Raw genomic sequence first — 21,170 nt, 5'->3', positions numbered from 1 at the left:
CCCTCGTACTTCCGGCCGGATAAAGTTGAGTGCATCCGACTAATGCTGGCCATCAGCACGCGGTTGGAACGGTGAAGCACCGTCGGCACTGTCGAGAACGACCAAGGACTAGAGAACTCAAGTGGCACGGGACTACTACGGACTGCTCGGCGTCGCGAAGAACGCGACCGACCAGGAGATCAAGCGCGCCTACCGCAAGTTGGCGCGGGAACTCCATCCCGACATCAACCCCGATGAGGCGGCGCAGGCCAAGTTCAAGGAAGTGTCGGCCGCCTACGAGGTGCTGTCGGATCCGGAGAAGCGGCGCATCGTCGACCTCGGCGGCGACCCGCTGGAATCCGGCGGCGGCGGTGGGGGATTCTCCGGCGCCGGCTTCGGCGGCCTCGGCGACGTGTTCGAGGCCTTCTTCGGCGGCATGAGTAACTCCGGCGGCGCGCGCAAGCCGCGCGGCCGGGTGCAGCCCGGCGCCGACTCGCTGCTGCGGACCCGGCTCAGCCTGGCCGAATGCGCGGTCGGCGTGACCAAGCATCTGACCGTCGACACCGCGATCCTCTGCGACGTGTGTACCGGCGCGGGCACCAACGGCAAGTCCAAGCCGGTGCGCTGCGAAACCTGCGGCGGCGCAGGCGAAGTGCAGTCCGTGCAGCGCTCGTTCCTCGGCCAGGTGCTCACCTCGCGCCCCTGCCCGACCTGCCGCGGCGCCGGCGAGACCATTCCCGACCCGTGCCACAAGTGCGGTGGCGACGGCCGCGTGCGTGCGCGTCGCGAGATCGCCGCGCCGATCCCGGCCGGTGTCGCGAACGGCATGCGGGTGCGGCTGGCCGCGCAGGGCGAGGTCGGCCCCGGCGGCGGGCACGCCGGTGACCTGTACGTGGAGATCGTCGAGCAGCCGCACGACGTGTTCGTCCGCGACGGTGACGACCTGCACTGCACCATCCGCGTCCCGATGGTCGACGCGACCCTCGGCACCACCGTGGTGATCGACACGATCCTCGACGGCCCCACCGAACTCACCATCGCGCCGGGCACCCAGCCGGGCGAGGTCTCGGTGCTGCGCGGACACGGCATGCCCCGGCTGCGCTCCGGCGCGCGCGGCGACCTGCTCGCGCACCTGGACATCGTGATCCCGGCCAAGCTGGACGGCAAGCAGACCGAGCTGCTGCGCAAGTACAAGGGGATGCGCCCGAGCGAGCGCGCCGAGGTCATGTCGACCCAGTCCGAGCACAACAGCGGCCTGTTCGCCAGGCTGCGGGCCTCGTTCAGCGGGCGCTGATTGGCCGCGACCGTCTTCTACCTCGACGAGGTGCCCGAGCCGGGCGCCGTCGCCGTGCTCGACGGCCCGGAGGGCAGGCACGCCGCCACGGTGCGCCGCATCCGGGTCGGCGAGCCGATCACGCTGTCGGATGGGCGCGGGGTGCTCGCGGAATCGGAAGTCGTTGCGGCCCAACGTGACCGGCTGGACTTGCGGGTACTGAATCGAGCTGTCGCGCAACCGGTTTCGCCGCGCGTGACGGTCGTCCAAGCGCTGCCGAAGTCGGACCGCTCGGAACTGGCCGTCGAGTTGATGACCGAGGCGGGCGCCGACGCGATCGTCCCGTGGCAGGCCGCCCGGTGCATCGCCAACTGGGAAGGCAAGGCGGGCAAGGCCGTCGACAAGTGGCGTGCCGCCGCCCGGTCGGCCGCCCGCCAATCCCGCCGCCCCTACATCCCCGAGGTAGCGGACCTGCACCGCACCCGCGACCTGCTCGACCTGATCCGAAAAGCCAAGGCGGACGGCGCGATCGTCGCGGCGTTGCACGAATCCGGCACCGGATGCTTCACCGAACTCGCCTTCGCGGGCGTGCCCGAGGTCGTGCTGATCGTCGGTCCCGAAGGCGGGCTCGACAACTCGGAGCTGGCCTCGCTGTCCGACGCCGGCGCCGACATCGTCCTTCTCGGCCCCACCGTGCTCCGCACCTCGACCGCCGCCGCCGTCGCTCTCGGCGCCCTCGGTGCCCTGACTCCACGCTGGTAGATGTCCCTGCTCGGCCGGCCGCACGGGTTCTGCTGTCCCGCACCCCGAATCGCCGCGCTGACACGCGTGCGTGTGTCAGAAGGCGTGCGGTAGCGGGGGACCGCAAGAAACTGCTCAGCGAAGTTCAGCGTGCCGATGATGCGCGGTAGGGGTTGCGCGTTCCGCGTGGCTTACGGCAAGCGAGTCCTCGGTCACCTCGGTTGATCGGGCCGCACGGCCATGAAATGCCAGGGCGGACACCAGGATCAAGGCGATGACCAGCAGAGTGGCGTCGCAGATAACCAGGCCTGCCCAGCCGTGCTGGGTGTAGGCGATGCCCGACGCCCCGCCGATCACGCCGCTGCCCACATAGAACGAGAACAGATACAGCGACGAGGCCGCCCCGCGATTGCCGGACGCCAGCACGCCGACCCACGCGCTCGCCACCGTGTGCGCGCCGAAAAAGCCTGCCGTGCACAGGGACATGCCTAGCACGAGCGTTATGAGGTTGTCGGAAATGGTCAAAGCCAGTCCGGCCCCCATCAGCACCACCGTACCGGCCAGCACTCGATGGCGGCCGATTCGATCGGCCAGCCGTCCGGACACCGTCGCGACCGCAGTGCCCGCGAGATAGAGCAGGAACACCAAACCCGCTACCGCATCGGGCAAGTCGAACGGCGGCTGGGTGAGCCGATACCCGAGGAAGTTGTAGAGCGAGACGAAGGTTCCGACCAGGACCAACGCGAGCCCGAACAGCGCGAGCAGCCCCCGGTTTCGCAACTGACCGGCGAGATCGCCGAGCACAGTGCGGATTCCGGCGGGCCGGGCCACGAATCCGCGCGACGGCGGCAGGCTGCGGACGAACCACACGGTGCACACCGCCGCCGCCACCGAGATGGTCGCCTCGGCCCACCGCCAGGAACCCAGCCCGAGGGTGAACGCCGGAATCACCCGCCCGGCCAGCCCGCCCATGCTGGTGCCCGCGATGTACACCCCCATCGCGGCCCCGAGCCCCGCGGTGCCGACCTCCTCCGCGAGATAGGCCATCGCCACCGCGGGCACCCCCGCCAACGTGAGTCCCTGCAACGCCCGCCCGGCCAGCAGCACCTCCAGCGACGGGCTGAACGGCAGCAGCAACCCGATCGTGGCCGAACTGACCGCGGAAATCGTCATCACCCGCGTCCGCCCGATCCGGGACGACAGCGCGCTCACCGGAATGATCGCCAGCGCGAGAAACGCGGTGGTCAGCGACACCGCGAGCGCCGCGTGGGCGGGTGTCGCGCCGAATGCTCCCGACAGGCTCGGCAGCAGCGCCTGCGCGCTGTACATGGTCGCGAAGGTGGCCAGCCCCGCCGCGAACAGCGCCGTGGTGATCCGGCGCTCATGCGACGTACGCCCCCTGGCGACGGGCCGGCTCTTCGTCGAGGTCATGGCTTTCAGGATCACCGGCCACCGGTTCCGAAGGGAAATGAATAATAATGGCGGAGTTCATGCACTGAGCACATATAGAGTGAGCAGTACAGGCTCGCGTCGGCCAGCTCTGTGACACGAGTCACCAGGAGGGCGGGTGCTGAGCGAAGACCTCGAATGGTTCACCACGCTCGCCGAGCTGGAACGCGTCGGCGCGGCCGCCGAACGCCTGCACATCGCCCAGCCGACCCTGTCCCGCATGCTCGCCCGCCTGGAGCGCAGGCTCGGCGTAGAGCTGTTCGACCGCCGCGGCAAACGCATCATTCTCAACGAATTCGGGCGCATCTATTACGAGCAGGCCCGCCGCGCACGATCCGAACTCGACACCGCCGCCCAGTCCATCGCCGATCTGAACAGCCCCGCCAACGGTGTCGTGCGCCTGTCTTTCCTGCATTCCTTCGGCGGCTGGCTGGTCCCGCAACTGGTCGGCGAATTCCGCCGGGGTTCGGCCAGAATCACTTTCGCGCTGCGCCAAGGGGCCGCCGAAATGGTCGCCACCGATGTGCTCGGCGGCATCTCGGATCTGGGTATCGTCTCGCCCCGCCCGGCCACGGCCGGCCTCGGCTGGCGCGGCCTGCTGCGGCAGCGGCTCGCGCTGGCCGTGCCGGTCGGTCACCGGCTGGCCGGACGCAAGCAGGTGCGCCTGGACGAGGTCGCCGAGGAGGAGTTCATCGCCATGCATCCCGGCTTCGGCATGCGCCGCATCGTCGACGAACTGTGCGCCGCGGCCGACCTGCGCCCGCGGATCGCCTTCGAGGCCAGCGACCTGATTACCGTCGCGGGCCTGGTCGCCGCAGGTCTGGGCGTCGGCGTGCTGCCGGAGGAGGACATCGGCCCGGCGACCTCACCGCGGGTCGCCGGGGTGAAGGCCGACGTGCGACTGCCCGGTCCGGTGCTGATCCCGCTCGCCGACGCGGGCGCCACCCGCGAGGTCGGGCTGGTGTGGCCGGCCTCGACGTCGGCGTCCGGGGCGGCGCGACGCTTTCGTGATTTCACCGAGGATTGGGCGCAGCGGCGCCGGGGAATCCCCTGATCATCGAGCCTCTCCGTTAGCGGCTTATTCACTGGGCGGTGTCGGTGGGGCGCGTTAAACTTTCATCAACACAGCAGCACGTCGAGACCGGAAAGCAGGCTATAGCCACTTTTGAGAACACAAGGCGAGATCGGCGACCCGACCACCTCTACAGCAGGTACGAGCGCTGGCGAAGATAATCTCTCGGGCCCCGCAGCACGCACCGTGCGTTCCAGTATCGAACTCGCTCCCGAATCCGTGTTCCCGTTCCTCGGTTCGGCCGACCAGAATCTGCGTGAACTCGAAGAGTTGCTCGACGCGGACATTCACGTCCGCGGCAATTCCGTCACCCTCACCGGCAAGGCGGCCGACGTCGCCCTCGCCGAGCGAGTGATCGAACAGCTCGTCGCGCTCACCGGCCGCAACCGAGTGGTGACCCCGGAAGCGGTGCGGCACACCGTTTCGATGCTCACGGAGGGCTCCTCCGAGTCCCCGGCCGAGGTGCTCAGCCTGGACATCCTGTCCCGGCGCGGCAAGACCGTCCGGCCCAAGACGCTGAACCAGAAACGCTACGTCGACGCGATCGACGCCAACACCATCGTGTTCGGCATCGGCCCCGCGGGCACCGGCAAGACGTATCTGGCGATGGCCAAGGCCGTGCAGGCGTTGCAGACCAAGCAGGTCACCCGGATCATCCTCACCCGCCCCGCGGTGGAGGCCGGCGAGCGGCTCGGCTTCCTGCCCGGCACGCTCAACGAGAAGATCGACCCGTACCTGCGCCCGCTCTACGACGCACTGCACGACATGATGGATCCCGAGGCCATTCCGAAGCTGATGGCCGCCGGCGTCATCGAGGTCGCGCCGCTGGCATACATGCGTGGTCGGACGCTCAACGATTCGTTCATCGTGCTCGACGAGGCGCAGAACACCACGGCCGAGCAGATGAAGATGTTCCTCACCCGGCTCGGGTTCGGTTCGAAGATCGTGGTGACCGGTGACGTCAGCCAGGTCGACCTGCCTACCGGCGCCCGCTCGGGCCTGCGCGCGGCGAGTGAGATCCTCACCGACATCGACGATATCCACTTCTCGCACCTGACCAGCAGCGACGTGGTCCGGCATCGGTTGGTCGCGGACATCGTCGACGCCTACGACCGGGCCGAGGCTCAGCGTCCGCCGCAGGTCGGCCCGCACTATCCGGGCAACCGGGCGCAGCGCCGGGCCGCGAGCCGGGGCGATCGACACTGAGTTGCGCGATGTCGGTCATTCGGTCGACACCCAACGGCGTTGGGTATCGACCTGCGGCATTAGGCTGACCGGGTGAGTATCGAGATCGCCAACGAGTCGGGTATCGACGTGCCCGAAGAAGATCTGGTCAGTGTCGCGCGCTTCGTGATCACCCGGATGGATGTGCACCCGGCCGCGGAGCTGTCGATGGTGCTCGTCGATCTCGACACCATGGCGGACCTGCACATGCGCTGGATGGACCTACCCGGCCCGACCGACGTCATGTCGTTCCCGATGGACGAACTGGAGCCGGGCGGGCGCCCGGACAGCCCCGAACCGGGTCCGTCGATGCTCGGCGATATCGTGCTGTGCCCCGAGTTCGCCGCGGGCCAGGCCCGCAAGGCCGGGCACTCGCTCGACCACGAGCTCGCGCTGCTCACCGTGCACGGCGTGCTCCACCTGCTCGGCTACGACCATGCCGAGCCGGAGGAGGAGAAGGAAATGTTCGCGTTGCAGGCCACCCTGCTCGAGGAGTGGTACGAGAGCCTGCGCGAGGCACAGCGGCGGGCCGAACTCGCCGCCAGAGACGCCAGGTTGCTGGGGAAGGCGGGCTTCACCACACCGGGTGACGCATTAGGACCCGCGTGAATTCGCTGACCCTGATCGTGCTCGCCGTCCTGCTGGTTCCGGTGGGCGGACTGTTCGCCGGTGTCGATTCGGCGTTGAACACCATCTCGCCGGCCCGCGTGGACGACATGGTCCGGGCCGATCGTCCCGGCGCGGTACGGCTGAGCAAGATCGTCGCCGATCGCGCCCGCTACGTGAATCTCATGGTGCTGCTGCGCATTCTGTGCGAAATCGGCGCCACCGTGCTGCTGGCCGCGGCGCTGATCTCGGTCTGGGAAGACGACTGGGCGCTGCTGATCACCGCCATCGTCATGGTGCTGGTGTCGTACGTGGTGATCGGGGTCGGTCCACGTACGCTGGGCCGCCAGCACGCCTATTCGATCGCGTTGGCCGCCGCGCTGCCGTTGCAGTTCATCGGCGCGCTGCTCGGCCCGCTGTCCCGGCTGCTCATCCTGCTCGGTAACGCGATCACCCCCGGTAAGGGCTTCCGCAACGGCCCGTTCGCCTCCGAGATCGAGTTGCGCGAGGTGGTCGAGATGGCCAGCGAGCGCGGCGTGGTGGCCGACGAGGAACGCCGAATGATCCAGTCCGTCTTCGAACTCGGCGACACCGCGGCCCGCGCGGTGATGGTGCCGCGCACCGAGATGGTCTGGATCGAAGCGGACAAGACCGCGGCACAGGCGATGTCGCTCGCCGTGCGATCCGGGCACTCGCGTATTCCGGTGGTCGGCGAGAACGTCGACGACATCCTCGGCGTGGTCTACCTGAAAGACCTTGTGCCCTATGCCGAACGCGGCCGCAAGGTGCTGGTGCGCGAGGTGATGCGCCCGGCCGTGTTCATGCCCGATTCCAAACCACTGGACAGCCTGCTCGACGAGATGCAGCGCCGGCGCAACCACATGGCGCTGCTGGTCGACGAGTACGGCGGCATCGCCGGGCTGGTCACCATCGAGGACGTGCTCGAGGAGATCGTCGGCGAGATCGCCGACGAATACGACACCGACGAGACCCCGCCGATCGAAGACCTCGGCGACGGCCGCTACCGCGTCTCGGCCCGGCTTCCGGTGGAAGACCTCGGCGACCTCTATGGACTCGACATCGAAGAAGAGGATGTCGACACGGTCGGCGGCCTGATGGCGCACGAGCTCGGCCGGGTGCCGCTGCCCGGATCCAAGGTCGAGGTGTACGGGCTGATGCTGCGGGGTGAGGGTGGCGCGGACACCCGCGGGCGAGTGCGGGTGCACACCGTGGTGGTGCGCAGGGTGAAGGACGCCGACGACGCGAAGGCGAACGGCAAACGCACAGGCAATGGCGCGGATCGGGAGACCCCGGCCGGTCGACACGAGGACGGAGACACCGAATGACCGAATTGGATCCCGAGGACAGCAAACTGCTGGTGCTGGCGCGGGGCGCGATGGGCCGCGCGGGCGGCGCCAGCGGGGCGGCGGTGCGCGACGCCGACGGCCGCACCTACGCGGCCGGCGAGGTGAACCTCACGGCACTGCGGTTGACCGCGTTGCAGGCGGCGGTCGCGGCCGCGATCTCCAGTGGCGCAGAGGGATTCGAGGCGGCCGTGGTGGTCGGCGGCCGGTTGTCGGACTTCGGGGTCACGGCGGTGCGTGAGGTGTCGCCCGAGGCGAAGATCATTTTCACCGACCGCGACGGCGCGGTCTTCGAGATCGTCGACGACGCCGCGCTGGCCGCCGACGCGGAACCGGTCAGTGAGGTGCGCGGTGGCTGACCGCGAATTCCGTTCCGGCTTCGTCTGTTTCGTCGGCCGTCCGAACACCGGCAAGTCGACGCTGACCAACGCCCTGGTCGGCCAGAAGATCGCGATCACCTCCTCCCGCCCGCAGACCACCCGCCACACCATCCGTGGCATCGTGCACCGCGACCACACCCAGCTCATCCTCGTCGACACCCCCGGCCTGCATCGCCCCCGCACCCTGCTCGGTCAGCGGCTGAACGACCTTGTGCGCGATACGTATTCGGAAGTCGACGTGATCACGCTGTGCGTCCCGGCGGACGAGAAGATCGGTCCCGGCGACAAGTGGATCGTGCAGCAGATCAAGCAGATGGCGCCCAAGACCACGCTGCTCGGTGTGGTCACCAAGATCGACAAGGTGGGCCGGGACCAGATCGGCGAGCAGCTGCTCGCGCTCTCGAAACTGCTCGGGCCCGAGTGCGACGTGGTGCCGGTCTCCGCGGTCAAGGGTGAGCAGATCGAGGTGCTCGTCGATGTCATCGCGTCGAAAATGCCTGAGGGACCGGCGTTTTACCCCGACGGTGAGCTGACCGACGAGCCGGAGGAGACCCTCATGGCCGAGCTCATCCGCGAGGCGGCGCTCGAAGGTGTGCGCGACGAGCTCCCGCACTCGCTGGCCGTGGTGATCGAAGAGGTTCTGCCGTACGAGCAGAACGAGGAAATGCTCGACGTGCACGCCATCCTGTATGTCGAACGGCCCAGCCAGAAGTCGATCGTCATCGGCAAGAGTGGGGCTCGGCTCAAAGAGGTGGGCACGAACGCGCGCAAGCAGATCGAGCACATCCTTGGGACGCGGATCTACCTGAACCTGCATGTGAAGGTGGCCAAGGATTGGCAGCGGGATCCGAAACAGTTGGGCAAGTTGGGGTTCTAGGGGCGCGCGGAACGTCCGGCATGCCATGGCCGGTAGACCACGATGCGGCCCTGCGACACCGTCCTTCCGGTCGCCGCCGTGGCCCGGTCTACCGTCACGGTCAGTCGCCGGTCCGCAGCCGGCTGCGGGATGGCGGTCAGCTGGACCGGGCCGCCGTCCACTCCGGCGCAGTCGGTCAGCGAGATCGCTTCCAGCAGTGGGAAATCGCCGAGCGGGGTGAGGTCGTCCGGCAGCGTGACCGCGGACAGATCCAATGCTCGGAGCCGGGGCAGCAGCGCGGTCAGAGCGGACAGTTGGTCGACCAGATCGCAATCGGCCAGCGTCAGCCGTTCGACCGTGAGCGGTCGGCCGACGGCGGTGAGTGCGGCAGGCGCACCCTCGCCGCTGAGACCGAGGTCGCTGAGCCCGTGATCCACGAGGCAGGTCAGGTCGTATCCGACGGGAACCGGCTCCAGGCCGAGTGCGCGCACCGACGCGGGTAGCGACGTCAACCGAGGCAGCGACTGCCAGCCCACCAGCTGAAGGCGGCCGAGACTGGTGCACGCGGCGAGCGTGTCCAGGCCGTCGAGCACCGCCTGATGGTCATTGGTGGCGAGCACCAACTCCCGCAGGTATCCGAGTGCGGGCGAAGCGGTCAGCGTGCGCAGATCGTTGACTCCGGTCAGCCGGTACAGGGAAAGCAGCGGCGCGGCCGGCAGTCCGTCGGCCGCCAGCGTGCCGATGCTCGACGGGAATTCGACGATCAGGGACCGCAGATTGTCCAGCCGGACAACCGGTCTCCACTGGCGTGGCCGCCACAGCCAGAGATCGAGACCTGGCTCGGCGGGAAAGTTGGCGAGCACCTCGGTGGCGTATTCGGTCGGGTCGTAGTAGTCCCAGGTATTGATCAGCTCCTGCTGTATCTCGTGTCGCGGGTCCTTCGCGTAACTGCCCAGCAATCGCAACGAGGCCGGCCCACCGACGAGGGCCACCGTCCGGACCGTCGTCATCGCGCTGACATCGGGTAGGTTGTCGAGTTGCTTCGGCAGGTAGCGCAGCAGCGGCTCGCCGACGGCGACGAGCGAAGCGGCCTCGTCCAGGTCCTGCGGCGGCACCAGGCCGGCGATCGTCTCGTCCAGCCGCTGGGCCAGTTCGCCGGAGAGCGACTCGATCGTTTCCCAGCACGACGCGGCGAGCAGGCGCAGGTGCCGGCCACTCCGGTCACTGTCGTTCGCACGGTCGAGGATTCCGCCGATCAGCTCGCCGCGCTGGCTGCTGTTGGCATGCCCCGCCGCCATGATGACCGTGTCGCGCCACACGTCCAGATGCGCGCGGCCGACCAGGTTGCCCATGCGATCCTGCGCGGCGGCCTCCGCGGCCGCGAGATATTCCTGAAAGGTGCGGTGCACGAAGTCGATTCGGCCGTCGGCGGGGGATCGCAGAATGCCCGAACGATTGAGCAGATAGTCCAGCACGTCGTCCGGATCGACCTCGAGATGGCGCATGGACGCGATCTTCGCGGTCACGTATTCGGCGGCCTTGACGGTGTCGACCTCGTTGAGATTGTTGTCCGACAGCCGCCAGGCCAGGTCGCGGAGCACGGCGACCTTGTCGGTCAAGCTGAGCGAAGCCTTTTGCGCGCTGGGGATATGGCGCTCTGCGTCGCGCCGCTGCACGAGCAGATCGACGGCGATCTGGTACAGCTCCATGCGATTTCGCGGCAGCTCTCGCTTGCGCCGCAGGTGCAACGAACACAGCATCGCCGCGAGCAGCGGGTTGGCGGCGAGCGCTTGCAGGTGTGGGCGATCCCCGACGCTGGCGATGAGCGCGCGTTCGTAGTCCGGTAATTCGGCAGGTGCGCACGGCAGTCGTTGTCCGCTCGCGCCGACGGCTCGGTGCCATTGGCGGATGAAGGCATTCAGGTCCGACTGCGTCATTCGTTCCAGCTCGATCGGTTCGAAATCGGCGTTTTCCAGCCAATCATGTTGCGCGGCAATTGGTCTGGAAGTAACGACTACTCGGGTCAACGGGTAGGCGTCGAGCAGGCGATGGATCCACTCCCTGACCTTGTGGCGATCCGCGGGAACGAGTTCGTCCACGCCATCGATCAGCAACAGAACCTCACCGGCCGCCAGCCGGCGATCGATCCACGCGCTGGGCATGTGGCTGGTCAGCGGGCCTGCCGCGTCATCGAGCAACTCGTGCGGCTTGGGTAGCTCGCGAGCGGCGTAGCTGCGCAGCCTGAGCAGCACGGGGACCAGCCCGTTCCATGCGGCGAGGTGGCCGGTGAAGGTCGCCCGTGCCGCGGTGACCGCCAGCCAGCGCAGCAGCGTCGTCTTGCCCGACCCCGCTTCGCCGCGGAGCAGGATTCGAAGCTTCTGGCTCAACGCCGGTTCGACTCGCCCGCCGCCGAATCCTTGTTCGTCGGCCTGCCGCTTGTCGCCGAACCACAGATAGTTCTGGCTGACCACGCGCAGACTCACGTAGGCGACGGAAAGCTTTGTCCGCAAGGGTTGTTCGATCGCGAAGCTGAACAGTTCGACCTCGTCGAGGGTCCGGCTGATCAGCTCGAGGTACTCGCGGCGGAACGCCGCGTCGTGGTCGCTGCCCTCAGGTGCGTACAGCGAACGTTTGGGCAGCCGTTCGAGGACCTGCTCGACGTCGTCGCCCAATCTGTCGATGCGCCTGAGCAATTCGGGCACCGCACGCTCGACGAAGACCGGCAGATGACGCACGATCTGGACATAGCAGTCGCAGCATTCGGCGACGATCTGGTCGTACCAGGCCGTTCCCGCGGCGCTCAGCCAGGTCGGCTGCGTGATGGTGTCGCGTATCCGGCGAGCCAGCTGCGCCGGGTCGGCGTTCGAGGCGAAGATCGCGGCATCGGATAGGTCGGCCTGCTCGAAGGTCTCCACCACCGCATCGATGACCGCGGTGCGCTCGCCTTCCTCCATCCCCCGGAACTCGTGGGCCAGCATGGGTTCGAGCCGCCCCGCCACCGCATCCGCGATCTGCTCGAACTGCCGCTGCACACTCCGCTGCGGTCGAAGCCCAGGAACGTACCGCCGAACCAGCTCATCCATCCCGGACCGCCGATCCTGATCCCCCTGCTGCTTCGCCAGCAGAAGCTGCGCCGCCCGCCCCACCAGCGCGGTCCCCAGCCGCACCGCAACAAGTTCCGCGCTCATCGTCCCCCTGCCGCAACCGTCCGCCGACCACCACACCTAGTGGCCCTCGATAATGCCACCACCCCCACCACCCTGGGCGAACTGCGACCAATCGACGACCCGGCAACCATCGCTTCCTCGCCCCATGGCTTCCCGCGCGGACACACGTGCGTATGTCAAAGGCCCTGCGCCCGTAGGCACCGTCGCACGCGTCGCTGCCCGGCTACGTGGTCGCAGATGTGCGCTGGTCGTCAAGGTGCGGGTCAGCTCACGCACCCCTGCAAGTCACGTCCAGTCGGATTGCCGATGCCAACCAGTCAAGCCGCACACCTTCTGATTTCCCGCACCAGGACTTGCCGCGCAAACACGCGTGCGTGTGTCAAAAGCGGTGCGGCTGTGAGCGCCCTAGCGGCCGTCGGTGCTCAGCTGCGCAGCCGCGGGTTTGTGGCTCCTCGCCAAGAGACGGGTTCACTCGCGCCCCTCGCCGAGACACGGCCGCCCTGTCAAATTGCGGCTGCCAGCCGGTCGAGCCGCACGCCTTCTGATTTCCCGCACCAGGACTTGCCGTGTCAACACGCGTGCGTGTGTCAAAGGTGGTGCGGCTGTGAGGGTTGCCGCAGCATGCGTCGGTGCGGATCGCGGGTTTGGGGCGTCGAAGGGAATTGCTTTCAAACCTTGGCCAGTGTGCGGCCGGTCGGGTTGCGGATGCTAGCTGGTGCGAGCCGCACGCTTTCTGATTTCCCGCACTAGGGCTTGCCGCGCAAACACGCGTGCGTGTGTCAAAAGTGGTGCGGCTGTGGGGGTATGCGGGCGGGTGCGCCGATTGCGATTCGGCGTGGACTCTTCGGGGCTCGTTGGTTCCGGACGGTGGGGTGGGGTGGGTTAGGGGGATTGCCACCAGGGCGCTGGGCGTTCGCGGTCCCAGTGGAGTTTTGATTCCAGTTGGGCGGCAACTGAGATCAGGAGGGGTTCGGTGGAGGCTGTGCCCATTAGTTGGGCGCCGATCGGGAGGCCGGTGTCGGTGAAGCCGGCGGGGACGTTGACGCTGGGCCAGCCGAGGACGTTCCAGGGCCAGGTGTAGGGGCAGGCGGCGGTGATGAGGTTGTTGGTGGCGTGGACGCCGATGTTGTCGATGGCTTCGGCGCGTGGGGGAGGGGTGGCGGTGGTGGGGGCCAGGACCAGGTCGTAGTCGTGGAAGAAGGTGCCGATGCGCTTGTGTAGCAAGGGTTCTGCTCGGCGGGCGGCGGAGAGTGCGGGGCCGTCCAGTAGGCGGCCCACGCGAGTGTTGGCGATGGTGCGCGGATCTACTTGGGCGCCAGGCAGTTTCTGGTGTGCCGCACGGATGCCGGCCATGGACCGGGGAAGGAACGATGCGCCGATCATGAGGCCGTAGTGCAGATCTGCGACCGTCACCGTGTGACCGAGTTTGCGCAGGGTGTCGCCGACGCGGCGGACTGCGGCGGCGATTTCGGGGTCGAGTGCCGTCCTGGTCGCCGTGAACGGGGTGCGCAGCGAGAGCGCGATGCGCAGCCGGCCGGGATCGCGGCCTACCGCGTCACTGGCGGAAATTGGTGCGGGAGTGTGTAAATCACCCGGGTGCGGTCCGGCGGCCAGGTCGAGCAGCAGGGCGGCGTCGGCGACCGTGCGGGCCAGCGGCCCGTTGACGGTGAGTCCGTAGAACGCTTCGGCGTGCGGCCAGGTAGAGATCCGGCCACGTTGCGGCTTGATGCCGACCAGGTTGGTCCACGAAGCAGGGATGCGAACCGAACCCGCCCCGTCGGAACCCAGTGCGGCAGGCACCAATCCGGCCGCGACCGCCGCCGACGAGCCACCGGACGAACCACCGGGCGTATGGTCGGCGGACCACGGGTTGCGGGTGTAGCCGAACGATTCGGCACTGGTGAACGGCAACTGCCCCAGCTCACAGGTATTGGTCTTGCCGACGATCACCGCACCCGCCGTGCGCAACCGCCGAACCGATTCGGCGTCCTCGGTTTTCGGCGCGAACGCCCCACCGCACCCGAATGCCGTTGGCTCACCGGCGATATCGGTGTCGTCCTTCACTGCGATCGGCACGCCGAGCAGCGGAAGTCGTTCGCCGGCCGCGAGCCGCCGGTCGGCCTCGGCCGCCTCGGCGAGCGCCCGCTCGCGCCGCACGATCCGGAACGCGTTGAGCGTCGGCTGCGACCCCTCGATGCGATCGAGTACGGCACCGACGGCGGCAACGGAGCTGATCGTGCCCTGCGCGAGGGCGGCGGCGTACTCGGCCAGACCGAGGTCGCCGGTCTGCGTCTCGGTGGTCTGCCGAGTGGGGTCGGTCATGGGTGAGCTCCGTCTCGTCGTGCCTCCGGACGACGGTAGCGCGAGAACTGGTCAAGTGACTAGTTCCGTTTCGGCGCCCGACCGGCGTGGCAGGCGCCGAAGCTGACGCACCTGGACTCGGATTGGCACGGATGCTCGCCGCAAGCACGCTTCCTATAGACATACATACGGTATGTATGTGAAGCTGATCGCATCCCGACGCACTGGAGGAACGATGGGAATCAGCACCGAACTCGGCCGCTCGCACGAGGTGGATCTGCCCGGCGGCCGCGTCCGCTACCACGACACGGGGGAGGGTTCGCCCGTCGTCTTCGTGCACGGACTGCTCGTCAACTCGGACCTGTGGCGCAAGGTCGTCCCCGGCGTCGCCGCCGCGGGCTACCGCTGCCTCACCCCGGACTGGCCGCTGGGCGCCCACCAGATCCCGCTCCCCGGAACGGATCTCACCCCGGTCGGCATCGCCGACCTGATCGCGGACTTTCTGGAGCGACTCGACCTGACCGACGTCACCGTGGTCGCCAACGACACCGGCGGCGCGATCACCCAGGTGCTGATGACCCGCCGCCCGGAGCGGATCGGCCGCGTGGTCCTCGCGGCTGTCGACAGCTACGACAGTTTCCTGCCGCAACCGTTCGCCTTGCTCTCCTGGCTGGCCAGGATCCCGGGTTCGGTACGGCCGATCATCGAGCTGGCGCGTATCCGGGCGCTGCATCCGACACCGCTGGTGTTCGGCCTGGTCGCCAAGCGTCCGGTGCCGCCGGAAATCGCCGACTCCTACTTGGCGGGTCCGCTGTCGTCCGGCGCCGTCCGCAAGGATCTGCGGCTGTTCCTGAAGAACGCGCACCGCCGCTACACGCTGGCGGCCGCCGCCCGGTTCGCCGCGGTCGCGGTCCCGGTGCTGGTGGTGTGGGCGCGCGAGGACAAGGTGTTCCCGATGTCCTACGCCGAACGCCTGACCAGCGACCTGCCGAACGCGACGCTGAAGGTCGTCGACGACTCCTACACCTTCCTCCCCGAAGACCAGCCCGAGTTGCTCACCGAGTCGATCCTGGAGTTCACTCGGCTGCATGCCACGCCGTAGCCAGGAGGACCGCTCCCGCACCACCAGGGCCGCGCTCGAGCAGGCCGGCCGCAGGCTGTTCATCGAGCGCGGCTTCGCGGCGACCTCGGCCGAGGAGCTGGTCACCGAGGCGGGCGTCACCCGCGGCGCGCTGCATCATCACTACGGCGACAAGCGCGGCCTGTTCCTCGCGGTGCTCGAACAGATCGAGGTCGAATCCACCGAGGAGATCGAAACCGCCATCGCCACAGTCGATCCCGACGATGTGATGGCAGCCATGGCAGTCGGCCTCAGCGTTTTCCTGGAGATCTGCCAGCGTCCCCCGATGCTGCGGATCGCGCTCACCGACGCGCCCGCCGTGCTGGGCTGGCAGGCCTGGCGTGAATTCGAGAGCAGGCACGGCCTCGGCATGATCACCGCGATGCTGGACCGCGCGCGTACCGCGGGCCTGATCGCCGACGGCCCCATCCCGATGCTGGCGCAACTGCTGCTCAGCGCGCTCACCGAATCGGCGTTGATCGTCGCGCACGCCGCCGACCCGGACAGTGCCCGCGCCGAGGCCCAGCAATCGTTGCTGCTGCTCATTTCCGGCCTCATCCGGTCCTGAATCAGCTCGAGCGCAATAGTCGTGCCCGATTGCGCCGCCGCCCAGAATCGGCCAGATGAAGCTCGTAGCGATAGGCGCCGGACTCGCCATCGGCTTCGGCCTGGCCGGAACGGCGCAGGCCCAGCCCCTCACCCCCGATTACGCCCAGGCCCCGAACGGCATCGGCGTCACCGATCCGTCGATCACTCCCGCGATCTCGCCGATCCAGGTGCCGACCACGCAGATCGAGCGCGGCCCCGACGCGACGACCGTCGTCGCGCACCCCTACCTCGCGCCGTGGGCGCACAACCTGGTCCCGATCGCGCCGAATACCGCGGTCGAGGTGCAGGGCGCGGCGCGGATCACCGTGCCGGGCGCGGCCGACGGACGCGCGCTGATCGTCAATCCGAACGGGCACTGCCTCTTCGACGGCCCCGGTGCGCAACCCGCCGCACTCGGCGCGACCGCGCTGACCCCCGTGCGCGTCGACACCCCGCTGTTCCAGCTGGTCATCGAACCGACGCTGTACCGCTGATCACTCCACGAATTGCAGCTCGACCTGCGGTAATTCGATCATGACCCGCGCACACACGGCCCGGTGCCAGGTGGCCGGATAACGCGTGTCCGGTTCGTGCTTGCTGTAGTCGTCGTTGGTCCGATACGTGTGCAGGCGCGGCGAGATCTCGCCCGCGCCGATGGCGTCGACCATCGCCTCCACCACCTGCTCGGTCTCGTCGGCGATCTCGGCCAGCTCGCGAGCCGCGGTATCCGGAATCTGGAACGCTCCCCGTTCCCAGCGTTCCACGGTGCGCTCGGCCACGGCGAAGAGCCGGGCGCACCAGGGCACCGGCAATCCGAGCAATTCACGAGTGGCCCGAAAACCTGCGGCGGTTCCGGTACCGAGTAGGTCGTCCAAAGCCGAAAGCCCCTCCCCAGCAGTACGGTAGAGAAAAAGGATAGGGCAGCACGCCGACCGGCATGGGGGATTCGCCGGGGAAGTGGCAGCGGTGAGGCCGCGCCTGCCACCGGCTGTCGGGTCTTCGTGGGAGGATGAGGCGTGCGTTTGTATCGGGATGTGGCGGTGGTGGTACGCCAGCACAAGCTGGGCGAGGCAGACCGCATCGTCACGCTGCTGACCCGCCAGCACGGTCTGGTGCGCGCGGTGGCCAAGGGGGTACGCCGGACCAAGTCCAAGTTCGGGGCCAGGCTGGAGCCGTTCGCCTACATCGACGTGCAGTTGCATCCTGGTCGCACGCTCGACGTGGTGACCCAGGTGCACACGGTGGAGGCGTTCGCCTCCGACATCATCGACGACTACGGCCGCTACACCACGGCCTGCGCGGTGCTCGAGACCGCCGAACGGCTGGCCGGTGAGGAACGCGCGCCCGCGCCCCGGCTGCACGCGCTCACCGCGAGCGCGTTGCGCGCCATCGCTGCCAAGCAACGTCCGCACGAGCTGATCCTGGACGCATTCCTGTTGCGCGCCATGGGTTTCGCGGGCTGGGCCCCCGCGCTGGACGAATGCGCCAAGTGCGCGACGCCGGGTCCGCATCGGGCGTTCCATGTCGCGGCCGGCGGTGCGGTGTGCGTGCACTGCCGCCCGCCGGGCTCGGCGACGCCGGCGCAGGGGGTGCTCGATCTGCTGGTCGCGTTGCTGCGCGGCGAGTGGGAGTACGTCGAAACGGCGCCCGACGGGGTGCGCAGGCAGGCCAGCGGTCTGGTCGCGGCGCATCTGCAATGGCATCTGGAACGCCAGCTGCGCACGTTGCCGCTGATCGAGCGGTCGACCCCGGTGCGCGCCCCCGCCTGAGTCACCGGGACCGTGGAGACCTTCACAAGGCCTCCACAACCATCAGGCAGGATAGGGGCCGTGATCCTCCGCCGAGACTCCTCCACCGCGACCAAGTCGGGCGCTACCCGCACCGTTCGCCCGCCTTCGCAGCACCCCTCGGGCGCGCGCCCGCCGGAAATCCCGGCCGCGCTGGTGCCCAATCACGTCGCACTGGTGATGGACGGCAACGGCCGCTGGGCGCAGGAACGCGGGCTGCCGCGCACCTCCGGCCACGAACGCGGCGAGGCCGTGCTGATGGACACGGTCGAGGGGTGCATCGAGATCGGGGTGAAGTGGCTCTCGGCCTACGCCTTCTCCACCGAGAACTGGCGGCGCAGCCCCGAGGAGGTGCGCTTCCTCATGGGCTTCAATCGCGACGTGATCCGCCGCCGCCGCGACGAGATGCACGAGATGGGCGTGCGGGTGCGCTGGGCCGGACGGCGACCGCGCCTGTGGCGCAGCGTGATCAACGAGCTCGAGGTCGCCGAGGAGCTGACCAAGGACAACACGGTGATGACCCTCACCATGTGCGTCAATTACGGCGGTCGCGCCGAAATCGCCGACGCGGCAAGGGAAATCGCGCGACGGGTGGCGGCGGGCGAGATCGACCCGGAGAAGGTCACCGAGTCGACACTGGCGAAGTATCTGGACGAGCCGGACATGCCCGACGTCGACCTGTTCCTGCGTCCGTCCGGTGAATTCCGCAGCTCGAACTTCCTGCTCTGGCAGTCCGCCTACGCCGAATTCGTCTACCAGGACACCCTGTTTCCCGATTTCGACCGCCGCAACCTGTGGGCCGCCTGCCTCGAGTACGCTTCGCGGGACCGGCGCTTCGGCGGGACCAAATGAACGGCGGTACGGACATGGAATCAACGGTGAGTCCGGAACACGAGTTGCAGGCGCGGGCCGGCGCCTGCCTGGCCATCTACGACATCGACGTGCGCGTCGACCCCGAGGGCTCGATCGGCTTCGAATACGAGGGCTCGCTGTGCTCGTTGCGCGCCGTCCGGCTGGCGCCCGGGCTCGACGTGCTGACGCTGACCTGCGTGCTGGCCTGGGATCGTCCGGTCAAGGCGCAACTGCACAAGCGGGTCGCCGAGCGGAACAACGAGCTGCAATTCGGCTCGTTGACCGTGATCGTGCGGGAGAAACTGGCCGACGTGATCATGCGCTACACCTTCCCGGCCGCCGGTCTCGACGACCAGGCGCTGGCCACCATGCTGGTGCTCGTGCTGTCCGGCGCGGGCCGCGCACGTCAGGGCCTGCTGGCACCCTGATCGCGGCCATGACATCTGTCATGGCAGACACGTGACATCCGTGCGGGGTATTCGGGGTGCGGATGCGCGACCGTTTACCCATGACATCAGCACTGACGCCCGCGGCCGTCTTCGCCGCGGCCGGCGGTTCGGGGGAGCGGGGCTCGGGGGCACACCGGGCGACGCCGGCCATCGAACTGCACGATCTGCGTAAAAGCTTCGCGGTGCCCGGCGGCGGCACCGTGCAAGCGGTCGACGGACTGGACCTGGTCATCGAACCGGGTGAGATCGTCGCGTTCCTCGGGCCGAACGGCGCGGGCAAGACCACCACCCTCGACATGGTGCTCGGCCTGGCCGGTCCGGACTCCGGCACCGTCGCGGTGTTCGGCGGCACACCGACGGAAGCGCTTGCGGTAGGCCGGATTTCGGCCGTGCTGCAATCCGGCGGGCTGCTGCCCGACCTCACCGTCGGCGAGACCGTGCGACTGGTCGCGACGTTGTACGCGACCGCGCGCCCGGTCGAGGAGGTGCTGGAGCGGGCGGGCATCGCCGAGATCGCCGGCCGGATGGTCGGCAAATGCTCCGGCGGGCAGCGCCAGCGGCTGCGGTTCGCCCTCGCGCTGCTCCCCGATCCCGACCTGATCGTGCTGGACGAGCCCACCACCGGCATGGATGTCGAAGGGCGACGGGACTTCTGGAACGCGATGCGCCAGGACTCCGAGCGCGGCCGCACCGTCCTGTTCGCCACCCACTACCTGGACGAGGCCGACGCCTACGCCGATCGGATCGTGCTGGTCCGGGCGGGCCGGGTGGTCGCGGACGGCAGCGCCGCCGAGATCAAGAACCTGGCCTCGGGTCGCGCGGTGAGCGCCACGCTGCCCGGCGCCGTGCCGTCCGGACTGCTCGGGCTGCCCGGCGTCGACGACGTCGAGGTGCGCGGCGAGCGAATTGTCGTGCACACCAGAGACTCCGATGCGGTGGCCCGCTACCTGCTCACCGAGACCACCGCGACCGATCTCGAAATCACCTCGCACAACCTCGAATCCGCGTTCTTGGCGCTCACCACCGGAGACAACTGACATGACTACCCTTGCCCCACCGGCCGATACCCGGCATCGGCCGACCCCGCTCGGCGGCTTCAGCGCCGGATTCCTGCGCCTGGAACTGCGCCGGATGCTGCGCAACCGGCGCACGATGATCTTCACGCTGCTCATCCCGCCGCTGTTCTTCGTCATCTTCGGACTGCAATCCGATTACCGGACACAGTCTTTCGGCACCGGAAATGTGACCGGCTACATCATGGTGTCGATGGCCGTCTACGGCGCGATGCTGGCCACCACGAGCGGCGGGGCCATGGTGGCGATCGAGCGCGCGCAGGGCTGGAGCCGGCAATTGCGGCTCACCCCACTGCGTCCGGCCGCTTATATCGCCACCAAGGTCACCGTCGCGATGGTGCTCGGGCTGGCCTCGGTCAGTGCGGTCTTCATCGTCGGCGCGTTCCTCGGCGCGCGCTTGACGCCGGTCGCGTGGGTGAGTTGTTTTCTGCTCGCGTGGATCACCTCGCTGGTCTTCGCGGCCTTCGGCCTGTTCGTCGGCTACCTGCTGCCGTCGGAGAACGTGATGCAGCTGCTCGGGCCGTTGCTCGCGCTGCTGTCGTTCGCGGGCGGGTTGTTCATTCCGCTGAGTGGCTGGTTCGGGACGGTGTCGAAGGTCTTCCCGACCAACGGCGTCGCCACCCTGTCGCGGATTCCGTTCGGCGACACCGGCGTGGGGTCGATCGCGCTCGCGGTGCTCAATGTCGTGGTGTGGGCCGCGGTGTTCGTCGGCGGGTCGACGATGCTGTTCCGTCGTGACACGGCTCGCTGAGCTGTCCGGTGCGCCGCGGTGGGGGGGGGGCCGGGGGGGGGGGGGCCCCCCCCCCGCGGTTTCGGGGGCGCCCGCGTGGGTTTGGGGGGTGGTCGGGTACCCCCCCCCCCGGCCCCAGCCCACCCCGTAGTCGCGGGG

General features: G+C 68.5%; 20 protein-coding genes. 16 read left to right on the top strand and 4 right to left on the bottom strand.

The window, feature by feature from the left end:
• The first annotated feature begins 121 nt into the window (after positions 1 to 121).
• Complete coding sequence (gene dnaJ, locus ACFYO1_RS27635; RefSeq protein WP_387236768.1) at positions 122 to 1,273, top strand: molecular chaperone DnaJ; 1,152 nt, start codon at positions 122 to 124, stop codon at positions 1,271 to 1,273.
• A complete protein-coding gene (locus ACFYO1_RS27630) occupies positions 1,274 to 2,014 on the top strand; it encodes a 16S rRNA (uracil(1498)-N(3))-methyltransferase (protein ID WP_387236766.1) in 741 nt (246 codons plus the stop codon).
• A 114-nt stretch (positions 2,015 to 2,128) separates the two neighbouring features.
• Here ACFYO1_RS27630 and ACFYO1_RS27625 read toward each other — a convergent pair whose 3' ends face one another.
• Entirely contained in the window at positions 2,129 to 3,424 is a 1,296-nt protein-coding gene (locus tag ACFYO1_RS27625; protein WP_387236764.1) for an MFS transporter, read from the bottom strand.
• 136 nt (positions 3,425 to 3,560) lie between these two features.
• On the opposite strand from ACFYO1_RS27625, the gene ACFYO1_RS27620 reads away from it, so the two are divergent.
• The 6 genes from ACFYO1_RS27620 to era all read left to right on the top strand — a co-directional run bounded on the left by ACFYO1_RS27620 (position 3,561) and on the right by era (position 8,965).
• A complete protein-coding gene (locus ACFYO1_RS27620) occupies positions 3,561 to 4,496 on the top strand; it encodes a LysR family transcriptional regulator (protein ID WP_387236762.1) in 936 nt (311 codons plus the stop codon).
• A 129-nt stretch (positions 4,497 to 4,625) separates the two neighbouring features.
• Positions 4,626 to 5,720, top strand: coding sequence for a PhoH family protein (locus ACFYO1_RS27615; protein ID WP_387238608.1), 1,095 nt, complete (start codon positions 4,626 to 4,628; stop codon positions 5,718 to 5,720).
• A gap of 72 nt (positions 5,721 to 5,792) precedes the next feature.
• A complete protein-coding gene (gene ybeY / locus ACFYO1_RS27610) occupies positions 5,793 to 6,347 on the top strand; it encodes an rRNA maturation RNase YbeY (protein WP_040732959.1) in 555 nt (184 codons plus the stop codon).
• Positions 6,344 to 7,690, top strand: coding sequence for a hemolysin family protein (locus tag ACFYO1_RS27605; RefSeq protein WP_387236760.1), 1,347 nt, complete (start codon positions 6,344 to 6,346; stop codon positions 7,688 to 7,690). Before ybeY ends, ACFYO1_RS27605 begins: the two co-directional genes overlap by 4 nt.
• Positions 7,687 to 8,067, top strand: coding sequence for a cytidine deaminase (locus tag ACFYO1_RS27600; RefSeq protein WP_387236758.1), 381 nt, complete (start codon positions 7,687 to 7,689; stop codon positions 8,065 to 8,067). The genes ACFYO1_RS27605 and ACFYO1_RS27600 overlap by 4 nt, the downstream gene beginning before the upstream one ends.
• Positions 8,060 to 8,965 carry a GTPase Era gene (gene era, locus ACFYO1_RS27595; protein WP_387236756.1) on the top strand — a complete coding sequence of 302 codons (906 nt, stop codon included), beginning with the start codon at positions 8,060 to 8,062 and terminating at the stop codon, positions 8,963 to 8,965. The genes ACFYO1_RS27600 and era overlap by 8 nt, the downstream gene beginning before the upstream one ends.
• On the opposite strand, the gene ACFYO1_RS27590 is transcribed toward era, so the two are convergent.
• Both ACFYO1_RS27590 and ACFYO1_RS27585 read right to left on the bottom strand, forming a co-directional pair.
• Positions 8,962 to 12,132: an NACHT domain-containing protein gene (locus ACFYO1_RS27590; RefSeq protein ID WP_387236754.1), complete on the bottom strand. Its 3,171-nt coding sequence runs from the start codon at positions 12,130 to 12,132 to the stop codon at positions 8,962 to 8,964. The genes era and ACFYO1_RS27590 overlap by 4 nt on opposite strands.
• An 861-nt stretch (positions 12,133 to 12,993) precedes the next feature.
• Complete coding sequence (locus ACFYO1_RS27585) at positions 12,994 to 14,433, bottom strand: amidase (RefSeq protein WP_387236752.1); 1,440 nt, start codon at positions 14,431 to 14,433, stop codon at positions 12,994 to 12,996.
• A 214-nt stretch (positions 14,434 to 14,647) separates the two neighbouring features.
• Between ACFYO1_RS27585 and ACFYO1_RS27580 the strand changes: the two genes are divergently transcribed.
• The 3 genes from ACFYO1_RS27580 to ACFYO1_RS27570 are packed head-to-tail and all read left to right on the top strand — an operon-like array spanning position 14,648 to position 16,614.
• On the top strand, positions 14,648 to 15,514 hold the full coding sequence (locus tag ACFYO1_RS27580) for an alpha/beta fold hydrolase (RefSeq protein WP_387236750.1): 867 nt from the start codon (positions 14,648 to 14,650) through the stop codon (positions 15,512 to 15,514).
• Positions 15,501 to 16,100 (top strand): TetR/AcrR family transcriptional regulator, encoded by a 600-nt coding sequence (locus tag ACFYO1_RS27575; RefSeq protein ID WP_387236748.1) that lies wholly within the window; start codon positions 15,501 to 15,503, stop codon positions 16,098 to 16,100. Before ACFYO1_RS27580 ends, ACFYO1_RS27575 begins: the two co-directional genes overlap by 14 nt.
• Positions 16,101 to 16,155: 55 nt before the next feature.
• On the top strand, positions 16,156 to 16,614 hold the full coding sequence (locus tag ACFYO1_RS27570) for a hypothetical protein (RefSeq protein WP_387236746.1): 459 nt from the start codon (positions 16,156 to 16,158) through the stop codon (positions 16,612 to 16,614).
• Here the strand turns inward: ACFYO1_RS27570 and ACFYO1_RS27565 are convergent, their stop codons facing one another.
• The gene (locus tag ACFYO1_RS27565; protein ID WP_378717942.1) at positions 16,615 to 16,995 is read right to left on the bottom strand and encodes a DUF1870 family protein; all 381 of its coding nucleotides are present in this window, start codon (positions 16,993 to 16,995) and stop codon (positions 16,615 to 16,617) included. It abuts the gene before it with no gap.
• Between the two features lie 141 nt (positions 16,996 to 17,136).
• Here ACFYO1_RS27565 and recO point away from each other — a divergent pair, with 141 nt between their 5' ends.
• From recO to ACFYO1_RS27540, 5 genes are all read left to right on the top strand, one after another.
• On the top strand, positions 17,137 to 17,889 hold the full coding sequence (gene recO, locus ACFYO1_RS27560; protein WP_378717940.1) for a DNA repair protein RecO: 753 nt from the start codon (positions 17,137 to 17,139) through the stop codon (positions 17,887 to 17,889).
• A 60-nt stretch (positions 17,890 to 17,949) separates the two neighbouring features.
• Entirely contained in the window at positions 17,950 to 18,759 is an 810-nt protein-coding gene (locus ACFYO1_RS27555; RefSeq protein ID WP_387236743.1) for an isoprenyl transferase, read from the top strand.
• Positions 18,756 to 19,187 carry a YbjN domain-containing protein gene (locus ACFYO1_RS27550; protein ID WP_150402980.1) on the top strand — a complete coding sequence of 144 codons (432 nt, stop codon included), beginning with the start codon at positions 18,756 to 18,758 and terminating at the stop codon, positions 19,185 to 19,187. Before ACFYO1_RS27555 ends, ACFYO1_RS27550 begins: the two co-directional genes overlap by 4 nt.
• An 80-nt stretch (positions 19,188 to 19,267) precedes the next feature.
• Complete coding sequence (locus ACFYO1_RS27545; RefSeq protein ID WP_387236741.1) at positions 19,268 to 20,245, top strand: ABC transporter ATP-binding protein; 978 nt, start codon at positions 19,268 to 19,270, stop codon at positions 20,243 to 20,245.
• A gap of 1 nt (position 20,246) precedes the next feature.
• On the top strand, positions 20,247 to 21,032 hold the full coding sequence (locus ACFYO1_RS27540) for an ABC transporter permease (protein WP_387236739.1): 786 nt from the start codon (positions 20,247 to 20,249) through the stop codon (positions 21,030 to 21,032).
• The last annotated feature ends 138 nt before the right edge of the window (positions 21,033 to 21,170 follow it).

It is taken from the genome of Nocardia sp. NPDC006044, from assembly GCF_042871115.1.
Taxonomy (GTDB): Bacteria; Actinomycetota; Actinomycetes; order Mycobacteriales; family Mycobacteriaceae; genus Nocardia.
The sequence above is the reverse complement of the archived record's forward strand: the minus strand, read 5'-3'. Positions and strand labels throughout refer to the sequence as shown.

Bases quoted from the DNA above. Each gene is read 5' to 3' on its own strand.
- ACFYO1_RS27590 (WP_387236754.1), bottom strand. From the start codon at position 12,132: ATGAGCGCGGAACTTGTTGCGGTGCGGCTGGGGACCGCGCTGGTGGGG.
- ACFYO1_RS27540 (WP_387236739.1), top strand. From the start codon at position 20,247: ATGACTACCCTTGCCCCACCGGCCGATACCCGGCATCGGCCGACCCCG.
- ACFYO1_RS27625 (WP_387236764.1), bottom strand. From the start codon at position 3,424: ATGACCTCGACGAAGAGCCGGCCCGTCGCCAGGGGGCGTACGTCGCAT.
- ACFYO1_RS27570 (WP_387236746.1), top strand. From the start codon at position 16,156: ATGAAGCTCGTAGCGATAGGCGCCGGACTCGCCATCGGCTTCGGCCTG.
- ACFYO1_RS27550 (WP_150402980.1), top strand. From the start codon at position 18,756: ATGAACGGCGGTACGGACATGGAATCAACGGTGAGTCCGGAACACGAG.
- ACFYO1_RS27580 (WP_387236750.1), top strand. From the start codon at position 14,648: ATGGGAATCAGCACCGAACTCGGCCGCTCGCACGAGGTGGATCTGCCC.
- ACFYO1_RS27585 (WP_387236752.1), bottom strand. From the start codon at position 14,433: ATGACCGACCCCACTCGGCAGACCACCGAGACGCAGACCGGCGACCTC.
- ACFYO1_RS27545 (WP_387236741.1), top strand. From the start codon at position 19,268: ATGACATCAGCACTGACGCCCGCGGCCGTCTTCGCCGCGGCCGGCGGT.
- ACFYO1_RS27600 (WP_387236758.1), top strand. From the start codon at position 7,687: ATGACCGAATTGGATCCCGAGGACAGCAAACTGCTGGTGCTGGCGCGG.
- ACFYO1_RS27575 (WP_387236748.1), top strand. From the start codon at position 15,501: ATGCCACGCCGTAGCCAGGAGGACCGCTCCCGCACCACCAGGGCCGCG.